Genomic DNA, 21,321 nt, shown 5'->3' on the forward strand with positions numbered 1-21,321 from the left:
TATCACCCGAAGTACTCCGCGATTTTGTCGTAGACTTCGTCCATGTTGTCGCCCTCAAGCGCTGACAGCGGAATCGTCTCGTGCTGGGGGTAGGCGTTTCGGATGCGCTGAACCGAAGACTCCTCCAGGTCGATCTTGTTTGCGAGGATCAACACCGGAAGGTCCTGACTCTCGATGATCCCGATGAGCATGGTGTTGACCTGCGTGAACGGATCGGTCGCGGAGTCAAGCACGTAAATGACGCCGTCGACATCCTCGCGGAGCCAGTGCATCGCTTCGGCGACACCCTCAGTCGCTTCGCGGGAGCGACGGACGGCGTCGTCTTTCTCCATGTCGTGTTCGAGGAACTCGGTGTAATCGACTTTCGTCGTCACGCCCGGCGTGTCGACGATATCGATTGTCACTTTCTTCCCGTCGCGTTCGATTTCAACGTTCTCCTTTCGGCGCGCACGACGAGTCTCGTGGGGAACGTGACTCTCCGGGCCGACGGCGTCGCCGGTCCAGTCTCGTGCAATGCGGTTCGCCAACGTCGTCTTGCCGGCGTTCGGCGGGCCGTAGATTCCGATACGCTTCGGATCCTCTTCGGAGAACAGTGTCGATGCCGCACGTGAAATGCTATCTTTGAGGTTTGTTAACAATCCCATCCTATCCTCCCGCCGCCCGGAGTCGTCCGGTATGGCGGCTCTGCCCGTAAAAGATAGGCGAATTCACTTAAGCCTACGTCAGACATGAGTTTTCTTTTTGACATGAGGGAGCATATCATGGCATAGACCAGCGTGCTGGCGTTGCTACGGGTGTGGAACGGTTGGCGGGGAGCTGTTCGGGTGGAGTCCGGTCATCCGAAACCAGACAATTTAGATTTGGGTTCCCCATCCTAGCCCCCCACCCCTTCGTTTCAAGTGGAACGCCATGCACCCCTGGGGAGGGGTGGGAGAATCGTCGGTCGAATCGGGAGTGCACCAGTTGTTCAGAGCAGCGCGATTCGTGACTTCACTAGCTAGAGCGGCCTAGACACTAGAAAACTGTACACTAACCCCTACTAGCTATTTGTTTTATCTAGTACGGCTTTGGTTTATATGATATCGTATTAAGTCTTTCCCCTTTCTAGAAGACACCATCGGCCTCCCCACCCCCTCCCCCCGGGCCTGTTTCCTGTTCCACCGGAAACGAAGGGGTGGGGGGGTTGGCCTGTTGCAGTCGGTTTCCGCTGCAAGTGCCGGTTTATGATGCACCCTGCGCATATTCATACAGCGTACTCGCTCTTGGAACTGCGCCACCGCTCCCGTTCCTATCCAATCACTCTCCCGCTGCATCATGTCCATCCGACCTCGGTGAGACTGAAGCTATAGTCCTCTTTAGGACAACAGTACCCACCCGACAGAAACAATCAATATAACAACATATATGTTTCATGGGTGGTGTACCGAAATATTTAATATCGATTCACGGTACGGTTCATGTGGTTCAACTGGACGCACCGGAGAGCGCTGATGCTCACTAACAACGGTACTGACGCACTCCTCGCTCCCTCTGTTCCGGTGTCTCCAACTCGCTCCACACGAAACGAAGGGGACCCTCTTGATCGACTATGACTGACAAAAGCAACAATCCGGCCCCGGCATCCGATCCGTCGACAACAGAGACGTCGAACGATGCTGACGGGTCCGACGGACAACTCGACGCCGAAACGGACCCTGGGACATCGACCGGGCCGTCAGATCTCGATGATGTTATTCTCGATAATCTTGATGCTGGGTCTGACGACCCCTCCGACGAGGCGTCCCGTGGCCTGTTCGATGACCTTCTCGAAGGGGAACCCATTTTCGAGAACAAGGAGGTCCTTCGCCCCTCGTACACGCCGCACAAACTTCCCCACCGCGAGGAGCAGATCAACAACATGGCGACGATTCTCGTCACTGCCTTGCGCGGTGATACACCGTCGAACATCCTCATCTATGGCAAGACGGGGACGGGGAAAACCGCGTCCGCGAAGTTCGTCAGCGAGGAACTCGAAACGACCTCACAAAAATACGAGGTCCCCTGTGAAGTCGAGTATATCAACTGCGAGGTGACCGACACCCAGTACCGCGTGCTGGCGCAGCTCGCGAACAAGTTCATCGACAAGAACGCCCAGCTCATCGACGACCGCATCGCCGAACTCGAGGAGCTTCAATCACAGGCACGCGAGAACACGGCTGCACTCGAAGAGACGGCGTTTGGCTCCCTCGACGATGTCGAAGCCGAAATCGAATCGTTGGAAGCTGACAAGTCGGAGTTCGAGGAAGTTCCGATGACGGGGTGGCCGACGGACCGTGTCTACAGCTCCTTTTTCGACGCCGTCGATTATCACGAGCGCGTGGTCGTCATCATGCTCGACGAAATTGACAAACTCGTCGAGAAAAGCGGCGACGACACCCTGTATAACCTCTCCCGGATGAACTCCGAACTGGAGAACTCTCGCGTCTCGATTATGGGCATCTCGAACGACCTGAAGTTCACCGATTTCCTCGACCCCCGGGTCAAGTCAAGTCTCGGCGAAGAGGAAATCGTCTTCCCGCCCTACGACGCGAACCAGCTTCGGGACATTCTTCAGGCACGCTCGGACGTCGCGTTCAAAGGCGACGCGCTCACCGAGGATGTTATCCCGCTGTGTGCGGCCTTCGCCGCACAGGAACACGGCGACGCGCGCCGCGCGCTTGATCTCCTTCGGACGGCCGGCGAACTTGCTGAACGGGACCAGACGGACAATGTTCTCGAAGACCACGTTCGTCAGGCTCAGGAGAAGATCGAACTCGACCGTGTTGTGGAGGTCGTCCGGACGCTCCCAACGCAGTCGAAGATTGTCCTCTTCGCTATCATCCTCCTCGAAAAGAACGGTGTCCACAACATCAACACCGGCGAGGTATTCAATATTTACAAGAACCTCTGTGAAGAGATCGACGCCGATATTCTGACACAGCGTCGCGTCACTGACCTCATCTCCGAACTGGATATGCTCGGCATCGTCAACGCTGTCGTCGTCTCGAAGGGCCGCTACGGCCGGACGAAAGAAATCTCGCTGTCAGTTCCAACCGAAGAGACGGAGGCGGTGCTTCTGTCTGATTCGCGACTCGGCGATATCGACGATGTCCAGCCGTTCGTTCAGGCCCGGTTCGACAACTAATCTGCGTGTCTGACGATCTCCATAGTACTCGCTGTTCCAGGTGAAACAGTCCCCTTTGGGTGAGATGAGCTACCCGGATGCCGTCGCGTTCACGGCTGCCGTCTCTGCTTCGTTTGTCACCGCTAGTCCTGTTTCGTTCGCTCCCACATCAGTCGCGCCGGCCTGGTTCCACTGGAGTCGGACCTGCCCCAGCAATGGAACTCGCATCTCTGCGGTCCCGACGACCCACCCGGGCTTGACTGGTTCGCTGATGGGGCTGGAACCGACCTGGTCGTACCGGCCGTTGTTGTCACCCTTGGTGATGAAGCCGGCGTGGTCGGCCGGACAGGAGGTGAGCTCGTCACAGCTGTCCGCACTCCCGATGTAGTCTTGGTTCGCCCGGTCGTACCAGTTCTCGTCCGCTTCAACCCACAGCATCGCCCGGTGGATGATCGGCGTCTGTCGACTGTTGCCGTCGGGTTCGTATACGATAACGTCGCCCGGACGCTGGAACGCTCGATAGCTGTCGTCGTTCGCTGCGGTGACGACACCCTCGTGGTCACCCGGGCCGGAGAATCGGTCCTCTTCCATCACGAACACGAGGTCCCCTTCCTTGATATGGGGGTCCATGCTTGGGCTTTCGATAGCGACGAGTGGGGGCCACACACCACTAACGGCGAACAGTAACACCCCGACAAGCAGGACTGAGCCGGCGCTACTGACGATATCGGTCACGTACATCATCCCTCCCGGCCTCTCGGTTTCGTCTCCGTCCGACGACCGATGGTCTGACCCGGCCATTCGTACCACGAATACTCGGAGGCGGCCAATCAACTTTCTGTTGTTGGACCGAACACTACCGCCCGATTTGGTCAGCTCGCCGCCGGCGCTGAAACATCTCCGACCGGCATCGACACTGATGTGTGCCATAGCTGGGACGGTTGGACCCGAACGTACCCGAGACGTGGGATCCGGAAGATCCCGGTTCCAATGACCCACTCCGGCCGGACAACGGTACTCGCTCCGGTGACCTGATCGTATTTACTGTTGGTCACTTTGTTGTCACCTTTCGTGATAAAGCCAGCATGCGGCGCCGGACAGTTCCGAAGCTCGTCGCAACTGTCCGCGTTCCCGACGTACTCTCGGTTCGCGCGGTCGTACCAGTTCTCACCGGCATCAACCCACAGCATCGACCGGTGGATGATCGGCGTTCGCTGCTCGTTACCGTTGGGTTCGAAGACGATGACGTCACCGGGCTGTTGAAAGGTCTGATACCCGGTTTCGGCTCCGGCCGCTGCCGTTACAACGCCGTGACGGTCCTCCTGCCCCGAGAAGCGTTCTGCGTCCATGACAAAGACCATATCGCCGGTGTCGATGTGTGGCTCCATGCTTCCGCTTTCGATGGCGACGAGCGGCGGCCACACCCCACTGACGGCAAACAGGAACCCGCCGACAAGCAGGACTGCCCCGACACTCGTCCCGATGTCACGGACGTACAGGCCAAAACGAAACGAAGGGCTGGCGTCCACAGACTCGTCTGTCCCGCCTGAAGGCGTGCTGTTGGTCGATTCGTCCCGGCCCATCCTACCTCGGATTGCCGACAGCGGGGTATCAATCTTGTGACGGCTGTCGGTCCGCTATCCTTTTGCCCACAGACACGGAGTGTGGAACGTGCCTCTGGAGACGCCGGCACGCATCGTCAGCGAACTCGCGAGCCGCGGCTACAACGCGGAACGTGAGGCAGTGACTCGGATCGCCGACACGCGGGACCCGTCGACGACGCTGGAACGCGCACTCGAAACCCTCCCTGATGAAGCGCTGAAGCTGACAACCGACCACGTCGAATCTGTGGTTGAAGCGATAGAAAACGGTGAGGGAACGTCAAATACTGAACCAGACCGCGGAAACGAAACAACCGGCGCTCCGACTCAATCACACCCCTCCGTTTCAACTGGAACTGATGCAGCCTCGTCGACCGAACCGGGTGCGTCCGCTCCACCTGAAACGGGGGGGTCACGGGATGTGGACACATCCCTCCGAGCTATCGACGTCGCAAACGATATGACCGGCCAGTCCACTGGGACCGGGGAGTACTCGGACTTCGTCGCGGTGTTCCGGGACCGCTACGAGAAACTGGCGGGCAAACTGCGCGGCAGAGTGAACCACCGGCCGACCGACGCCATCGAGAACATGGGCGGTGGCAGCGACGCGGCGCTGATCGGCATGGTCTCTGACATCCGCTCGACAGCCAGCGGTCACTGGCTGGTCGAACTGGAAGACACGAACGGGACATTCCCCTGCCTGGTCATGAAAGACCGCCCTATCGCCGACCTTGTCCAGCAGTTGCTCATGGACGAGGTTATCGCCGTTGAGGGGACGCTGGCCGACGATGCTGGCATCCTGTTCGTGGACTCGCTGTATTTCCCGGATGTGCCCCGAACGCACAACCCCTCGACCGCCGACCGCCACGTTCAGGCGGCGCTCATCTCCGATGTCCACGTCGGCAGTCAGGAGTTCATGGAGGACGCCTGGCACCGCTTCACGGACTGGCTCCACACGCCGGAGGCCGAGCACGTCGAATACCTGCTCATCGCCGGCGACATGGTCGAAGGCGTCGGCATCTATCCCGAGCAGGACAAGGAACTGGACATCATCGACATCTACGACCAGTACCGCGCGTTCTCGGAGTACCTCAAGGAAGTCCCGGCGGACATGGAAATCCGGATGATTCCGGGCAACCACGACGCCGTTCGGCTGGCCGAGCCCCAGCCCGGCTTCGACGAGGAACTCCGGGACATCATGAGTGCCCACGACGCGCAGGTCCACTCTAACCCCTCGCTGGTCACTGTCGAGGGCGTCACAGTGCTGATGTACCACGGCGTCTCGCTCGACGAGGTCATCGCCGAACTCCCGGACGAGGAAGCCAGCTACGAGGAACCACACAGGGCGATGTACCAGCTCCTGAAGAAGCGCCACGTCGCGCCGCAGTACGGCGGCCACACCCGACTCGCCCCCGAGGACCGCGATTATCTGGTGATGGAGGAGGTGCCCGACGTGTTCCACACCGGCCACGTCCACAAGCTCGGCTGGGGCGAGTACCACAATGTCGTTGCGCTGAACTCCGGCTGCTGGCAGGCCCAGACTGAATTCCAGAAAAGTGTCAACATCGACCCGGACGCCGGCTTCGCGCCGATTCTCGACCTGGATACGCTTGAGATGACGGTCCGGAAGTTCTCCTAACCCACCTTTTTGCTGCGAGGGTGTCCTCGGCCGCGGAGCGGCCTGCGGGCACCCCCCTTGCAAAAACGTGGGCGAAAAAGGCCGGTCGCTCACTGCGTTCGCGACCGGGGAAACCGCGCGCCGGCGGCGCGCGGTATACTTGTCAACCATGTCTATCTGTAACTGAGGCATGCCTGCCCTTCCCCGGGTCGCTTCGGGTGCGACAGTCGTCGCACCACTCGCTCCCGGCCCGAGTACTTCTCTTCGTGTTCTTCCAGAAGCACGATACTGACTCCACACGGCCTTCCGCGCATGAATGCGTCCGGAAACGGCGCGAAGAATCACCGGTATCTCGTAGCAGTGGCGGGCCTCACCGATTGAGGCGCAATTAAGACCCATCCGGTAAAAGGAGAGAGTATGAGTGACGACCAAGACCACGGATTCGAAACCGATGCGCTGCACGTCGGACAGGAAGAGCCAGACGCCGAGGCCCGTTCTCGCGCGCCGCCACTGTATCAGACCACCTCATACGTCTTCGAAGACGCCGAAGACGCGGCAAAGCAGTTCGCACTGGAAAAGCCGGGCCACATCTACTCGCGGCTGATGAACCCCACCGTCGGCATGCTACAGGAGCGGCTGGCGGCGCTGGAGGGCGGCGTCGGCGCGGTCGCCACCGCCTCCGGGATGGCGTCGCTGAACCTCGCAACCTTCCTGCTCGCGGACGTCGGCGACAACGTCGTCACGGCGTCGTCGCTGTACGGCGGCACCTACACCTACTACACCCACACCGCGCCGCGCAACGGTGTCGAGACGCGGTTCGTCGACACGCTCGACTACGATGCCTACGCCGAGGCTATCGACGAGAACACGGCCTACGTCCACTGTGAGACCATCGGCAACCCGTCGCTGGTCACACCGGACTTCGAGCGCCTCGCCGAAATCGCCCACGACCACGGCGTCCCCTTCTTCGTCGACAACACCTTCGCAACACCGTATCTCTGCAACCCAATCGAACACGGGGCCGACCTCGTCTGGAACTCCACGACGAAGTGGATTCACGGTCACGGCACCACCGTCGGCGGCGTTCTCGTCGACGGTGGCTCCTTCCCGTGGGAGGAACACGCCGACAAGTACCCCGAAATCGCTGGCGACAACCCAGCCTACCACGGCGTTAACTTCCGGGAGCGCTTCGAGGACGCGGCCTTCACCTACGCCGCCATCGCCCGCGGCCTCCGTGATCTGGGCTGCCAGCAGTCTCCCTTCGACGCGTGGCAGACGATGCAGGGTCTGGAGACGCTGCCCGCGCGGATGGACCGCCACTGCGACAATGCGATGGGCGTCGCCGAGTTCCTCGCGGACCACCCCGAAGTCTCGTGGGTCACCTACCCTGGCCTCGAAGACCACGAAACGCACGACACCGCCAGCAAGTACCTTGACGGCGGCTACGGCGGCATGATAACGTTCGGCCTCGACGCGGGCTACGACGCCGCCCGAACGACCGTCGAATCGACGGAAATCGCCTCTCTGCTGGCAAACGTCGGCGACGCGAAGACGCTCATCATCCACCCGGCCTCGACCACCCACCAGCAACTCACTGACGAGGAAAAGGCCGCCGCCGGCGTCACCGACGACATGGTCCGTCTCTCCGTCGGTACCGAGTCTGTCGAGGACATCAAAGCTGACCTCGATCAGGCTATCGGCCAGGCGACCAACTAACCAACGATACTGTATTTTGCGGAGCTTTTCTGGACGAGCGTACCACTGTTCTGCAATAATTCACCTGTTCATTAGGCTTATTACGGGAGAGGCTAATGTATTCAATGAACCGTCGCCGATAGCGAGCACGCGTCGGTTCACGCTCAACCATACTCTGTCATTGGTCCGACAACGACTGCTCGCATCCGTGGGGAGCGTGCCACTCCCTCGTTCAACCTTTCAACCGTCGTATAACGATGAGAATACTTAGTAGCGACTTCTGTGTGCGAACACGAAGGCGTCGCTACAGGATTTCTTCGGCTTCCAGCAGGTCGTACAGTTCGTCCATTGTCTCGACCGACGTGTCACACGACGGTGCGACGGCCGGTTTCGGGTCGAAGCCGATAGCCAGATTCGCGACTTCGAGCATCGGCAGGTCATTGGCCCCGTCGCCGACGGCGACAGTCGTGTCCCGGTCTTCTCCAGTAACGGCGGTCACGACCTCCATTGCGTCGTCTTTGGTGCCGGAGATGAGCGGTCCGCGAACTTCGCCGGTCAGCTTTCCGTCTTCCACTGGCAGTCGGTTGGCGACGATGGCGTCGACCTCGACCCCCTCCGTTTCGAGTGCAGCTTCCACGCCGCGCTCGAACCCGCCGGTAAGGATAGCGACGTAGACGCCGGCGTTCCGCAAGGCTTCGATGACTTCCGCCGCGCCGGGGCGCAGGGCGACCTCGTCGAAGGCCGCTTGGGCCTGCTCGTCCGGGAGGTCCTCCAACAACGCACACCGCTGACGGAGGCTTTCGGCGTACTCGATTTCGTTGTTCATCGCGCGCTCGGTGATGTCGGCCATGTCCTCGGCCGTCCCGTTCTGGCTCCCGAGCAGGACTGTCATCTCCGAATCGGAGAGTGTCCCGTCGAAGTCGAAGGCGACTAGCATTACCCGTCCGTTTCGCGTGGAGGGTTTCAAACTATCCGGTTTCCAGCCGACCAACTGGGGTTTATTTTTGTGTATTCCCTGCTACTGTCCCCGTATGGAGCACGTCTCCGTCGACGAAATCGAACCACAGGCGATGGGTGGCGACGTTGACCGGCGTGGGCTTGCGGACCCGCTGGGAACGACGGACGTCGCAATCAACCGGTATGTTCTGGACCCCGGCGAGGCCTTCTCGGGCGGATTACACGCACACCTCGATCAAGAAGAAGTGTTCTACGTCGTTGAGGGCACCGCCACCTTCGAACACCGGACTGACCCCGCCGGTGAAAGTGAGATGGTCACCGTTGGTCCCGACGAAGTCGTCCGGTTCGCGCCCGGAGAGTATCAGCAGGGCCGGAACGAAAGCGACGACCGGGTGGTCGCGTTGGCACTCGGTGCGCCCATGAACTCGACAGAAGGCCGCGTTGCACAGCCCTGCCCTGACTGTGACAGCGATGTCCTCGCGCTGGAACCAGCTGACGAGGGTTTCCTGCTTGTCTGCCCTGACTGTGGCACCGAAGTTGAACCGGACCTCTAGCGGTTCGTAGTCGTAATCGAGCGTTAGAACCAACTGTAACAGTTATTTCCACCCGTCTCAGGGATTCGGCGGCGGTCCGTCGTAGGCGTCCATGTCCTGATAGAAATTCAGCATCGCGAACTTGAGCTTCTCGGGCCCGATATCGACCATCTCTCGGCGTTCCCCCGGTGGAAAGGTCCCGCGGACGGCGTAATCGTGCATCTCCATCTCGGCGGCTTCGGTGTATCGCTTGTCGAGCAGAATGCGCGCCCCGAAGTCGTCCGGCGAGCGGACCACGCGCCCGAGGGCCTGCCTTGTCTTGCGAATTGTCGGAATCTCGACGGCGTAGCGCCAGCCCGCGTCATCCTCGTCGTCGCCGAAGGCAACGTCGTAGGCGTCCTGTACGGCGTCCATCCGGTCGTCGAGGTGCGGGTACGGGACGCCGACAACCACGACGGTTCGGGCATCGTCGCCGTCGTAGCTCACGCCCTCGCCCAGTGTCCCCCACAGCGAGGTGTAGAGGACGCCGTCGTCGCCGTCGGTAAAGGCCTCCCGGAGGTCACGGGCCTGCGTGCCCGGTTCGTCCAGATACCGGGTCGCGCTCACAGCGGTCATGTCGTGGTAGCGTTCGGCCTCGCTGTAGGAGGGACAGAACACGAGCGTGTTCCCGGGCGTGAAGCGAACGATGTCTTCGAGCGTGCGCGCAATGCGTTGCTGTGTCTGTGGGTCGTCCCGTTCGCTGGAAAACAGCGCCGGGCCGTCAACGGCGTAGGTCCGGCGGCGCTCCTCGGGGAACTGTGCCCCGTAGGCCATCGTCACCGGGTCCTCGACGCCAACGACGTTCTCGGTCACGTCGAAGGGCCGAAGCGTGGCGCTCATCAACACGGCGGCATGGAGGTCGGAAAACAGGTCGCGAGTGACCTGCTCGGGGATGCAGGTGTACAGCTCCGCGCGGCCGTACACGTCGTCGGTCGCGTCGTCGCGGCGAACGCTGACGACGGGGTACTGGCCAGTTTCGTCCGTCTCATCGAGCCAGTCAGAAATGAAGCCGGCGGCCTGCAGGGTCTGACACTCCTTTCTGGTGTCCAGCTCACCTTCTTTGAATGCCTTCTGGTAGCGCGCGTCGAGGTCGCGGCCGAGTTCCAGTGCGCGGTCCAGTTCCTCGTGGAAGCCGGGGCCGGTGTACCCCTGCAGGAAGGCGAGTGTCAGGTCGTCTTTCCGGTCGTCGTTGGCGATGGTGATATCGTCCCAGTGTTCGTCGACGGCCTCGCGGCCGCCGAACCCGAAGGAATCTTCGTAGGCCTCGACGAGTGCGTCCCGGAACGTCTCGATGACGTTCGCTGCAGCGTCGGTCCGGGCGTCCTCCTCGTTGTCGAGTTCATCCAGCGCCTGGTCGAGCGTGTTCTCGGTAAGCGTCCGCCGGGCGTGGTCGCGGGCGGCCGACTCGACGTTGTGGGCCTCGTCGAAGACGGCGATGATGTCTTCGGGGTCGCGCCCGATCCAGTGGAAGAACTGTTCGCGGATGGTCGGGTCCAGCAGGTGATGGTAGTTACAGACGACGAGGTCGACGCCGTCCATTCCTTCTTTCAGTAGTTCGTAGCCACACAGCCCTTGCTGGTGGGCGTACTCGTACACGTCGTCGGGCGTCCGAACGTCGTCGAACAGCCAAGAATAGAACTCGCTGGTGTCGACAGTGAGGTTCCGATAGTAGTGGTCACAGGTCGAGCGCTCGGTTTCGATTTCCTCGCGCTCGTCCTGCAGGTCCCGGAGTTCCTCGACAACGGCGTTGCGGGCCTCCATCGCCTCGCTACTGCCAGCCTGCCCGTCAGAAAGGAGTTCTCCCTCGCGCTGTTCGAGTTCGGCGATATCGCTCTCGACCTCGACCAGGTCACGGGTCGTGTCCCGCAGCGCCTGGCACTCCTCGTAGTCTACGTCGATGTGACACATCGACCCTTTGCCCCGGAAGACGACCGCTCGCAGGCGCTCCTGGTCGGTAATTGCTCTGGCGTCCTCGACGAACTGGCGCATCTGCTGGTGAACGTTCGTCGTGATGACGACGGTCTTGCCCGTCTCGCGGGCGTGTTCTAGCGCGGGGACCAGCGACGCGAGCGTCTTCCCGGTCCCGCAGGCCCCTTCGAACAGCACGTCGCGGCCCTCTTCGAGCGCGTCGTATATCGTTCCCATCGCCTCCTGCTGATGGTCGTACGGCTCCTCGAAGGGGAAAAACCGCATGTAGCCGTCGTCCGTCGTTGCCACGTGCCCCGCTTGGCCGTTCACCGGCAAAAGGGTTCGCCCCCACAGCTACTTGCCGCGAGCGCCCCTCCAGAGAGGTATGTGGCGCGTCACGCTCGCCGTCGGTATCGCGCTGATCGCGGGCTGTTCCAGCTTCTTTCCGACCAGCCCGACGGCGGACGACAGCGACCCGGTGACGCCAGCGCCTGTCCCCACTGATTCGCCGGAGGCGACGGTGGCGGTCCCGACCAGCGACGGGACGGTCGACGTGGCCCGCCTACTGGACCGTCATGAACAGGCGTTGGCGTCCCGGAGCTTTCACCGCCATGTCGAACAGGCGGGGCCACAGAACACGCTCGACGTCTGGATAGACCGGGAGCGGGAGATTCGGCGCGTCCGGCGGCGGCTCGGACCGATATCCAATGACGTGGTTCTCGCCAACCGGACGGTGTACACCAATGTCCGCGACGACCCCGATACGCCGTACGCCACCAGAGACGCGACACCGAACACGTCCCTGCTCGCCTCGCCGGCCGGGACTGACCTGCTCCGACAGCTTCTGTCGGATACTGCGTATCGGCAGGTGGACTCCGTCCGGTGGAACGGACGCCCTGTCGCTGTTCTTGCCATGACGAACACAGCTGAGACACCGACCACCGAGAACGGGTCCGAAATCGGACGGTCGCGGCTGTACGTCGACCGGCAGGGGGTAATCAGGTACGTCGAACACACCGAACGACGACCGGACCGCCCGGATATCGACACGACGATGACGGTCACGACCGATATTGAGCGCGTCCCGATTCCGTGGTGGCTTGCAGAGAGCGACCCTTACAGCTCCGGCTCGATGTAGACTTTCCTGATATCGCCGTTAGTGTCCTGCATCGCGGATTCAAGAGTCGTTATCTCGTCATCGATTGCTTCCGTGTCCAGCGCCGGGTCGAACTGCAGGTCTGCGAAGACGATGACCTCGTTCGGCCCGAAATAGACTGTCCGGAAGCCGATGACTTCGTCCACGTGTTCGTTCTGCATGACGATGTCACGGAGGCGCTGTTCCTCGTCCGTCGGGAGGCTTTCTCCCAGCAGGAGGCGCTTGTTCTCCCAGGCCAGCGCCAGGGCGAAGCCCATCAGCATAATCCCGATGAGTAGTGCGGAGACCCGGTCGAAAAAGGGGTTACCGGTCATCTGTTCGAGGACCAACCCGACCAGTGCGATGACGATCCCCGCGAGCGCGATGGTGTCCTCAGTCAGCGCGGTCAGCGTTGTCACGTCGCTGGTCTTGCGGAAGGCCTCGCGGTACCCCGACCAGTTGTTCCGGTCGATCTGTCGTTTCATCTCGGCGCGGGCCTTAATCAGCGCGTACGTTTCGAACACGAACGCACCGATGAGGACAGTATAGTTGACCCACAGCGGGTCCAGCCACGCCGGGGGCTGGAAGGAAAAAAACAGGAACTCGACCGCCTCGCCGGCGTGTCCGCCGCCACCATGGCCGCCGGCAGTCAGTTGGTTATAGCCGTGTTTCGCGCTCTCCCACCCAGCGATGCCGAACAGGAACACGGAGACGAGAAAGCTGTAGAAGAACTGTGCCTTGCCGTAGCCAAAGGGATGGCGACGGTCGCGCTCCCGCTCGCTGAACCGAATCCCGATAAGCAGGAACACCTGATTCCCGGTGTCCGAGATGCTGTGGTACGTTTCTGACAACATCGCGGCACTCCCCGTCAAAAGAAAGCCGAAGAACTTCAGAATCGCAATCGCGCCGTTGGCTATCAGTGCAGCGATGACGACTGACTTGCTCCCTGCCATTATTTTTCCGTCACATTCATGACGCAAAATGCTTCTGGATTTATACCTGGCTCCACTACCGGCAGTATGCTCACTGCTATCTCAGACACGCACGGAACAGACAACCATCGGCTGACAGGTCGGACGCTTGACGCCGTCCGCGAAGCCGACCACGTTCTCCACGCGGGCGATTTCATGACCGAGCAGGTGCTTGATGCCATCGACGCCGAATCCGACGAACTCACCGGCGTTGTCGGAAACAACGACAGACCGGCAGTCAGGGCCCGCCTTTCCGACGTTGCGACCGTCTCTTGGGAAGAACTGACGATCGTTGTTGTGCACGGGCACGAACACACCGAAACCGCCCTCGGAATGTTGGCTCGGCAGGAAAACGCCGATATCGTCGTCGTCGGTCACTCACACAAGCCTGTCCTGACCGACTTCGGCGGCTGGACGCTCGTCAATCCGGGCAGCTACGCCGACCCGCGGCGATACCAGCCGGCCCACGCGGAACTGGATGTGATGGCCGGTGACGTACGCGTCCGCCTTCGCTCCCCGGACGGGACGCCGATTTCGACGACCATCGTCGAGCGGTAAGCGTATTGCAGGGACGCTTCTGGTCGGGGTCGACTTCATATAACGGAGCAAAACGGTCGCAAGCGGCTATTGTCGCATGTACCACAGCGCCGCCATGCCGGCAATGACGAACGCGCCGCCGGCGAAGAACGCCACCCCCGGCGGAATCGCAGCGGCGGCGGCCTCGGCACCGCCCTGTGCGGCGGTATCGAGTGCGCCCGCGGTGGCCTCGAAGCCCCCGTCGGTCACGGTCGTGTTCCCGGGGTAAAAACTCGGGTCTCGGGTCCCAGTGTCCGCACTGCCGGACGACACCGTCGGGCCGCCGAGCAGCGATCCAACCCCACTCCCGAACACCTGCTGGACCAGCAGGCTGGCGAAGCCGATGATTGCGAGGCCGCCGATAATGTTCGCCAGCGCCGCCCGAAGCCCCGATGTCTCCTGCTCATCACCGGCACAGATGACGAGTGGCTGGTTGGCCGGCGCGAACACGTCCATTTCGCGCCCCTTCTCGGAGTACGCCGTATCGACAACCTCGACCGCACCGGCGTTTTTGAGCTTCTTCAGATGGTACTGTGCGTTTTGCAGCGACGTATCGACCCGGTCAGCCAGCTCCGACGGCGGTGCTGGCTCCTTGTTTAGCTCTGACAGTAAGTTGCGCGCGGTCTCTGCCGAGAGTGCCGACAGCACGTCGTCCGCATCATCACTGTCGACACCGATAACTCGGGGTTCGGCGTCCGGGGTCGCCGGGTCCCGAGAGGGCAGCAACGACATGATCATCTGTATGTTCTATGGGATTATGAGTCTTTGCCAAAGCACAGTGGTCGTTGTAGCTATCGGTCAAACCCGTATTTTACCCTCCAATATCGACGGGTAGACGCCCGAAGGCGGGACTCCCGAAAGGACTTTGATGTCGGCTCGACAACCGCCGGTATGGCTGACCTGCTCACTTACGCACTCCTCGCTGCTGTGCTCCTGTTTTTTTTCTTCATGTATCTGATGCTCCGCCGGACCTTTCAGGGATTCAAAGAAGGGTTCCAGCAGAGCAAGAAGAAGTAGCCGGGAGGGTAACGGTTAGGGGCCGTCGGTGGTGCCTATCTGTATGGACCCACGTATTCGCGAACATGCGGAAGTCATCGTCGACCACTCTATCGATCTGAGCGAAGGCGACAACCTCGTTATCGACGCCCACCCGCAGGCTGCGGATCTTGTTACTGCGCTCCACGAGTTTGCCGCCGACCGCGGCGCGAACCCGCTCGTCGTACAGGACCGCCTCGGCGAGCGGTTCCGCCGCGCGTACCTCCGAAACCGGGACGAGTTCGAGACGCCGAGCCACATCGAGGCGCTGTACGAGGAGATGGACGCGTATATCGCGATCAAGGGTAGCGACAACGTCACCGAGACCAGCGACGTCGACCCCGAAACAACAGCCGCCTATCAGCAGTCCCAGCAGCCGCTCCTGAACGAACGCCTCTCGAAGACCTGGTGTCTCACACAGTACCCCGCGCCCGCCAACGCCCAGCTCGCACAGACCTCCACGGAGGGGTACGAGAACTTCGTCTGGGACGCCGTCCTCAAAGACTGGGACGCTGTCCGCGAGCATCAGGCACAGATGGTCGAGATACTCGATCCTGCCGATGAGGTCCGCATCGTTTCCGGGGAGACAACGGACGTGACGATGTCTGTCACCGGTAACGAGACGCTCAATGACTACGGCGAGAAGAATCTTCCCGGTGGCGAGGTGTTCACTGCGCCAGTCCCTGACAGCGTCGAGGGCGAGGTGTTGTTCGACAAGCCGCTGTACCATCAGGGCCGGGAAGTGACTGATGTCTTCCTCCGGTTCGAGGACGGTGAAGTCGTCGAGCACAGCGCCGGCAAGAACGAGGACCTTCTGACAGAGGTGCTGTCAACTGACGACGGTGCGAGCCGACTCGGCGAACTGGGTATCGGAATGAACCGGGATATCGACCAGTTCTCCTACAATATGCTGTTCGATGAAAAGATGGGCGATACCGTTCATATGGCAGTAGGGCGATCCTACGACGAGACAGTTGGCGAGGACAACGAACAGAACGAGTCGGCCGTCCACGTGGACATGATTGTCGACATGAGCGAGGACTCGTTCATCGAAGTTGACGGCGAAGTCGTCCAGCGAAACGGGACGTTCATCTTCGAAGACGGGTTTGAGGACTAAGTACCGACCGCGAACAAAGTGAGCGGTCGGCCTTTTCATCGACGTTTTTCAAGGAGCGGTCGCCAGCGGCGACCCGACGCCGACAAAGGTCGGTGCAGGTCGTCCAGCGAAACGGGACGTTCATCTTCGAGGACGGGTTTGAGGACTGAGTACCGACCGCGAACGTCGTCTGCTGGACGTTGATCGCTCAGTCGTCCCCTGTTGACTCTGCTCCTGTGCGGTCCTCGACCGCCATCTCGAACACCTCAGTCCCGCTGTCGATAGTCCCGGGTTCGTCGACGGTGAACGTTTCCAGCAACTGCCCGAGGTCGGTGGCACGGCCGGAGAGTTGCGCGACGGAGGATTCGACGTCGTCGACGGCCACAACCTGCTCGGTCGCCGCGTCGGCGACGGCGGCCGCTTCGACAGCCGTGTCGTCGCTAATGTCGCCAACTGTCTCGACCATCGAGACGACCTCCTGTGTCGACTCGGCCTGCTCATCGGTCGCACGGTCGATCTCTCGCATCCCGCTGGTCGCGTCCTCGATATCGCCGACGATGTCGTCGAACGCATCGAGGGCGTCGCCGACGGTCTCGGTTCCAGTGTCGACTTTCGACTGGGTGGCGTGCATCTCGTCGACGGTGCGCTCGACCTGCTGACGCATCTCGTCGATAGCGGTTTCGATGTCAGCAGTCGCTGCCACCGTCTCGTCGGCGAGCGCCTTCACCTCATCGGCGACGACTGCAAAGCCGTCGCCATCGCCTCCGTTCCCGGCACGGGCGGCCTCGATGTTGGCGTTCAGCGCGAGCATCGTCGTCTGGTCTGCGATATCGGTGATGAGGTTGGTGACGGACTCGATCTCTCCCATCAGCGCGTCCAGTTCTTCGACTTGTGCGACGGTCTCGTCGGTCGACCGCTCGATATCGTCGAGAGCCGTCGCCGCCCGCTTGGCGGCCGTTCGCCCGCTCTGTGACCGACTGAGGGCTTCATCAGCCCGATTCCTGACTGTGTCGGCGGCGGTAGACACCTCTTCGACGGTCGCCGAGAGGTCCTCCAGCTCCTTCCAGACGGTTTCGAGTTTCTCCGACTGTGTCTCTGCCCCGTCGGCCATCTCTGCGGCCGAGGATTTCACGCTGGTGCTGCGGTCCTGAACCGCGTCGACGTTCTCCGAGACCGTCTCGCTCGCGGTGTCGACGGCCTCGCTGAACGACCGGACCTCGCGGATGGTGTCTTCCCACTCGTCGAGCAGGTCGTTGTAGGCTGTTGCGATCCGGGCCATCGACTCGGCGTCCGTGTCGGACGACATCCGCGCCGTCAGGTCCCCATCGGCACAGGCGGCCATGACCTCGGCGTAGTCCTTGGCGCGGTTCTGGAGGCTCTCGCTGAGTTCCTCTGCGGCCTCACGAGCCGCTTCGGCCTCTCTTTTCGCCGATTCAGCCTCGTTTCTGGCGGATTCGGCATTTTCTCTGGCCGCCTCCGCGTCAGCGATTTGCTCGCGGAGCGACTGCCTCATCTCGTCGAAGGCGTCGAACAGCCGGCCGATCTCGTCGGACCGGGATGTTTCGAGCGTCACGTCGAGGCCACCGGCTCGCATCTCGTCGGCTGTCTCGGCGAGCTCCGAGAGGGCTGTCGCCGAGCGCCTGCTCATCGCGATGGTCACGCCGCCGAGGACCACCACTGCGGACACGAGCGTCAGGACAAGGCTGGTGGCGATCTGGTTCCGGAGGGCATAGGCGCTCGACGCCGGCACCTGCGTTACGACTGTCCACCGAACACTATCGAGGCTCGCGTACCCGTATACCGTCTCCGATGACTGGGTAAAGCCATTGGCACCCCCGTTCGTGACCGTAGTGGCGGTCTCCTCTGGCACGCTTTTACCGACGACGGCCGCGCCCTCCGACCCGAGAATCGTCGTCTCGCTGTCGGCCGGCGACCCGCGGAACGATTCGGTGCGGGCGGAGAGGTTCGCCTCGACGACGACGACGTGTTCTGTGTTCTGTGGTGCGGAGCTGACGAATGCCAGGACGCTGTCGTTTGTCACCGGCGACCGGTAGGGCTCCGCCGGAACGACAACACTCCCCGGCGTGTCGGTCTCGTCGTCGATGGCTGTCATTTCCGACCCCCACGGAACGCCGAGGGATGCCAGCGTCTCCCCGCTGACGCCGCTTGCGGTGCTCGCTTCTACCGTGCCGTCGGAAGCTTGGACGTAGTGGACGGCCACGAACTCGGACGTGAGGTCGTCCGATTCGAGCAAGAGGTAGTCCCTGATGACGCCCGGTTGCCCGTTCTGGAACTCCTTGACCGACGAGAGCGTGCGGGCCTGCCGCCGGAAGCCGTCAACCCAGTTATCGAGGCCGTCAGCCTGTAACTCGGCGGTCGAGACGACCTGTGCCTCTACGCGCTGGTCGAGCGTTCGCGTCGTGTCAGTGTAGAACACCGCTCCGATTCCTCCGGCAACCAGGACCGCCACCAGCACCGCGGCCACGAACTTCCGGACGAAGCTCCCTCGCACAGCGGCCGGGACGAGGTGGGCGACTCGGGGACGGAAATCTCGGCTCACCATTCGTTCGGCGATTTCCAGTTATCGTACAAAAAACTACGAGATATATAGAAGTACTGACAAAGGTATATACGAACAGTATGGATGAATTCAGGCAATGAAACGTCTAAGAGTTACCTCCAGAATCACCGGTCCGACAATTCGACATCGATAGCCACCCACCCATTATCAAATTCAACACTCTGGTGTGATACTATCCCTGCCATCCGTTGCTGGCGCGGCCGTCTCGCTTCCAACCGGAGACTTATGCCGGCAGGTACGGTAGTGTCGATATGAGCGAACAGCGGTCCCTGCTCGTTCGGGCGGTGTGGTTCCTGCTCGTCGGCTGGTGGGTGACTGGCATCTGGCTCTCGGTCGCCTGGTTCCTGAACGTCACAATCATCGGCCTCCCGTTCGGCATCAAGATGATAAACAAGGTGCCGCTGGTGCTGACGCTCAAGCGACGCGACCGACTCGTCACGGAGAGTGACGGCGGCTCACAGCACTCTCTGCTCATCCGCGCAGTCTGGTTCGTTTTCGTCGGCTGGTGGGCCAGTGGGGTCTGGACTGGTGTCGCGTACGCGCTCTCGCTGACAATCGTCGGCCTGCCGCTGGCGATCTGGATGTACAACAGGCTCCCGTTCGTCGTTTCGCTGTACCAGTACTGACCGTCAGTCCAGATACGGCTTCTCGATGTCTGTTTCGACGGTGATGAGAGCGTTTATGCGCGTGGTGATGCCGTCAAACAGGGTGATAAGTGGGGAGAGCACGCGCTCGACGACCCGGACCGGCGGTGCGACGGTCAGGGCCCACTCCTGTGCGTTGCCGAGGCCGAACGCCTTTGGCACGATCTCGCCGAAAATCAGGATGAGAAAGCTGGTGACGACTGTGGTTGCGACGACCGCCGGCCCCGGTGAGAGATAGCTCGCCACGAGGACGGTGATGATGCTCGAAATTGCGATGTTGACGATGTTGTTGCCGACCAGCAACGTCACTAGCAGGCGATGTGGATTGTCGTACAGCTCCTGTAGCACCTGCGCCCGTCGCTCCCCCGTTGCCGCCTGTTGTGCTATCCAGTCTTTCTGTAGCGAGAACACTGCTATCTCCGAACTGGAAAAGAACGCACTCAATCCGAGAAGCAAGACCACCGCAAGCCCGCCACTGATTGCCACGATAGGACCACTCATATCCCGTCTTCAGCCAGCCGAGGCAAGAAGGCGTCGACGCTGCCTGAGGGCCCGTGAGCCGACGGATGCGGCGAAGGATACTCTACGTTCCAGCCCATTGTTATCGTATGCCACCTGGCCAGGTGGAACTGGCACTGCGCGTCATCGCTGGCCTGTTCGTCATTGTCGCACCGACGCTGTTGTTTCTGGGGCTGTGGCGCGGCCTCGAAGCGATGCGTGACGACGAACTCATTCAGCAGGCCCACCAGCGCGCCGAGATGCGGGACCAGCCGTCCGCTGGTCCTGACTGGTCGACCGATACGCTCCTTGCTGATGAGTCGTCACCGCTGTCTGAAACAAAGATGTCGGTCGTGACCTGTAGCACCTGTGGCACGCCGAACGTACAAGACGCCAGCTACTGTCAGTCGTGTCTCACAGAACTAGATGAGTCAGTCTAACGAATCGTCTCCGTCGATCTGAATCGCTATCGTCGGCTCGGACCGCACGACGCTGCAGTCGCTGCCTCGCTCGATGGCGAACGTTACCTGTCCAGTGCGGTTCGTGTCCAGTCTGAACTCGCCCGTAATTGCGTAGGACTTCGTGGTCGACCCGGCGAGCGTATCTTCATCCCAGTCTCTATCCACATCCACCCACACGTCCTCCCGGGGGTTCTCGGCAAGTCCGACGAGACAGCTTGAGACGCTCGGGGGGTTGAGTGCCCGCAGGAACGGTGACGGGTTCGAAGCCGTAACCGTTCCGATCTGCCTGCTGACGGGTGGGTACCCGCCACCTCCCTGCCTTGTTTCCGGGACCGACACGGTGACAGACTCGTTTGTCTGCACATCGTAGGTCACCCCGCCGCTGAGCGCGTCGGCTCCCACGATGACGGCGCTCACGATGAGGAGGCCGCCGAGGGCGGCTGCCGCCGTTCGCCGCGACGGTGTCGGAATCCCTGCCCGGAGCGCGTAGCCGAGCCCGACGAACAGCCCCGCGGACGCGGCGAGCAACAGGAACGTCCCTGTCTCGCCCGGCGAATACCGAACGACGACGTAGCCGACGAACACGACGTAGGTCACGCCACTGAGAGCGAAGGCGACGACATCTAGCACGTCCCGCTCGAGGGCCACACCCGCAACGAACAGCGCAATAAACCCCAGCAACAGCAGCGCCGCTTTCACCGTTATCGAGAGATTGAACACGACATCGCGGACGAAATACAGGAGCGCTGCCGCGGCGAACAGGACGCCAAGTGCATACAGGAGCTTGCCGCTGTCGATAGCAAAGCGCATGGAGGGTCACCGGCGTTTCTC

The 21,321-nt window shown here is 61.4% G+C and carries 20 protein-coding genes; 10 read left to right on the plus strand and 10 right to left on the minus strand.

The features are described 5' to 3' along the window. Positions 1–2: 2 nt before the first annotated feature. Positions 3–644, minus strand: a complete 642-nt coding sequence (locus RR_RS16075) for an Era-like GTP-binding protein (RefSeq protein ID WP_004590329.1) — start codon at positions 642–644, stop codon at positions 3–5. Positions 645–1,588: 944 nt separating this feature from the next. Here RR_RS16075 and RR_RS16080 point away from each other — a divergent pair. Then, positions 1,589–3,163: a Cdc6/Cdc18 family protein gene (locus RR_RS16080; RefSeq protein WP_011224383.1), complete on the plus strand. Its 1,575-nt coding sequence runs from the start codon at positions 1,589–1,591 to the stop codon at positions 3,161–3,163. Positions 3,164–3,232: 69 nt separating this feature from the next. On the opposite strand, the gene RR_RS16085 is transcribed toward RR_RS16080, so the two are convergent. Both RR_RS16085 and RR_RS16090 read right to left on the minus strand, forming a co-directional pair. Next, entirely contained in the window at positions 3,233–3,886 is a 654-nt protein-coding gene (locus tag RR_RS16085; protein WP_004959962.1) for a S26 family signal peptidase, read from the minus strand. Positions 3,887–4,014: 128 nt separating this feature from the next. Then, entirely contained in the window at positions 4,015–4,725 is a 711-nt protein-coding gene (locus RR_RS16090; protein ID WP_011224385.1) for a S26 family signal peptidase, read from the minus strand. Between the two features lie 88 nt (positions 4,726–4,813). Between RR_RS16090 and RR_RS16095 the strand changes: the two genes are divergently transcribed. Both RR_RS16095 and RR_RS16100 read left to right on the plus strand, forming a co-directional pair. Continuing rightward, on the plus strand, positions 4,814–6,382 hold the full coding sequence (locus RR_RS16095; RefSeq protein ID WP_049939039.1) for a DNA-directed DNA polymerase II small subunit: 1,569 nt from the start codon (positions 4,814–4,816) through the stop codon (positions 6,380–6,382). Between the two features lie 396 nt (positions 6,383–6,778). Then, the gene (locus RR_RS16100; RefSeq protein ID WP_004959972.1) at positions 6,779–8,077 is read left to right on the plus strand and encodes an O-acetylhomoserine aminocarboxypropyltransferase/cysteine synthase family protein; all 1,299 of its coding nucleotides are present in this window, start codon (positions 6,779–6,781) and stop codon (positions 8,075–8,077) included. A gap of 283 nt (positions 8,078–8,360) precedes the next feature. Here RR_RS16100 and serB read toward each other — a convergent pair whose 3' ends face one another. Continuing rightward, positions 8,361–8,993, minus strand: a complete 633-nt coding sequence (gene serB / locus RR_RS16105; RefSeq protein ID WP_004959975.1) for a phosphoserine phosphatase SerB — start codon at positions 8,991–8,993, stop codon at positions 8,361–8,363. A 94-nt stretch (positions 8,994–9,087) separates the two neighbouring features. Between serB and RR_RS16110 the strand changes: the two genes are divergently transcribed. Continuing rightward, the gene (locus tag RR_RS16110) at positions 9,088–9,567 is read left to right on the plus strand and encodes a cupin domain-containing protein (protein ID WP_004959977.1); all 480 of its coding nucleotides are present in this window, start codon (positions 9,088–9,090) and stop codon (positions 9,565–9,567) included. Between the two features lie 57 nt (positions 9,568–9,624). Here the strand turns inward: RR_RS16110 and RR_RS16115 are convergent, their stop codons facing one another. Next, positions 9,625–11,802: an ATP-dependent DNA helicase gene (locus RR_RS16115; protein WP_049939040.1), complete on the minus strand. Its 2,178-nt coding sequence runs from the start codon at positions 11,800–11,802 to the stop codon at positions 9,625–9,627. Positions 11,803–11,878: 76 nt separating this feature from the next. Between RR_RS16115 and RR_RS16120 the strand changes: the two genes are divergently transcribed. After that, entirely contained in the window at positions 11,879–12,631 is a 753-nt protein-coding gene (locus tag RR_RS16120; RefSeq protein WP_011224388.1) for a hypothetical protein, read from the plus strand. Here the strand turns inward: RR_RS16120 and RR_RS16125 are convergent. Further along, complete coding sequence (locus tag RR_RS16125; protein ID WP_004959986.1) at positions 12,610–13,581, minus strand: cation diffusion facilitator family transporter; 972 nt, start codon at positions 13,579–13,581, stop codon at positions 12,610–12,612. The genes RR_RS16120 and RR_RS16125 overlap by 22 nt on opposite strands. 66 nt (positions 13,582–13,647) lie before the next feature. On the opposite strand from RR_RS16125, the gene RR_RS16130 reads away from it, so the two are divergent. Continuing rightward, positions 13,648–14,157, plus strand: a complete 510-nt coding sequence (locus RR_RS16130; RefSeq protein WP_049939041.1) for a metallophosphoesterase — start codon at positions 13,648–13,650, stop codon at positions 14,155–14,157. 66 nt (positions 14,158–14,223) lie between these two features. Here the strand turns inward: RR_RS16130 and RR_RS16135 are convergent, their stop codons facing one another. After that, entirely contained in the window at positions 14,224–14,907 is a 684-nt protein-coding gene (locus RR_RS16135) for an ArsR/SmtB family transcription factor (RefSeq protein WP_049919140.1), read from the minus strand. A 159-nt stretch (positions 14,908–15,066) separates the two neighbouring features. On the opposite strand from RR_RS16135, the gene RR_RS23025 reads away from it, so the two are divergent. Then, a complete protein-coding gene (locus RR_RS23025) occupies positions 15,067–15,192 on the plus strand; it encodes a hypothetical protein (protein WP_004959992.1) in 126 nt (41 codons plus the stop codon). Positions 15,193–15,235: 43 nt separating this feature from the next. Then, a complete protein-coding gene (locus tag RR_RS16140; protein WP_011224390.1) occupies positions 15,236–16,327 on the plus strand; it encodes an aminopeptidase in 1,092 nt (363 codons plus the stop codon). Positions 16,328–16,514: 187 nt separating this feature from the next. Here the strand turns inward: RR_RS16140 and RR_RS16145 are convergent, their stop codons facing one another. After that, positions 16,515–18,869: a methyl-accepting chemotaxis protein gene (locus RR_RS16145; protein WP_011224391.1), complete on the minus strand. Its 2,355-nt coding sequence runs from the start codon at positions 18,867–18,869 to the stop codon at positions 16,515–16,517. A 269-nt stretch (positions 18,870–19,138) separates the two neighbouring features. Here RR_RS16145 and RR_RS16150 point away from each other — a divergent pair, with 269 nt between their 5' ends. Then, on the plus strand, positions 19,139–19,513 hold the full coding sequence (locus tag RR_RS16150; protein ID WP_004960000.1) for a YccF domain-containing protein: 375 nt from the start codon (positions 19,139–19,141) through the stop codon (positions 19,511–19,513). 3 nt (positions 19,514–19,516) lie between these two features. Here RR_RS16150 and RR_RS16155 read toward each other — a convergent pair whose 3' ends face one another. Next, a complete protein-coding gene (locus tag RR_RS16155) occupies positions 19,517–20,032 on the minus strand; it encodes a CNNM domain-containing protein (protein ID WP_004960003.1) in 516 nt (171 codons plus the stop codon). Between the two features lie 107 nt (positions 20,033–20,139). Between RR_RS16155 and RR_RS16160 the strand changes: the two genes are divergently transcribed. After that, positions 20,140–20,469 carry a zinc ribbon domain-containing protein gene (locus tag RR_RS16160; RefSeq protein ID WP_049939042.1) on the plus strand — a complete coding sequence of 110 codons (330 nt, stop codon included), beginning with the start codon at positions 20,140–20,142 and terminating at the stop codon, positions 20,467–20,469. On the opposite strand, the gene RR_RS16165 is transcribed toward RR_RS16160, so the two are convergent. Beyond that, positions 20,461–21,300 carry a hypothetical protein gene (locus tag RR_RS16165; protein ID WP_011224393.1) on the minus strand — a complete coding sequence of 280 codons (840 nt, stop codon included), beginning with the start codon at positions 21,298–21,300 and terminating at the stop codon, positions 20,461–20,463. The genes RR_RS16160 and RR_RS16165 overlap by 9 nt on opposite strands. Positions 21,301–21,321: the final 21 nt, after the last annotated feature.

The organism is Haloarcula marismortui ATCC 43049, assembly GCF_000011085.1.
GTDB classification, from domain to species: domain Archaea; phylum Halobacteriota; class Halobacteria; order Halobacteriales; family Haloarculaceae; genus Haloarcula; species Haloarcula marismortui.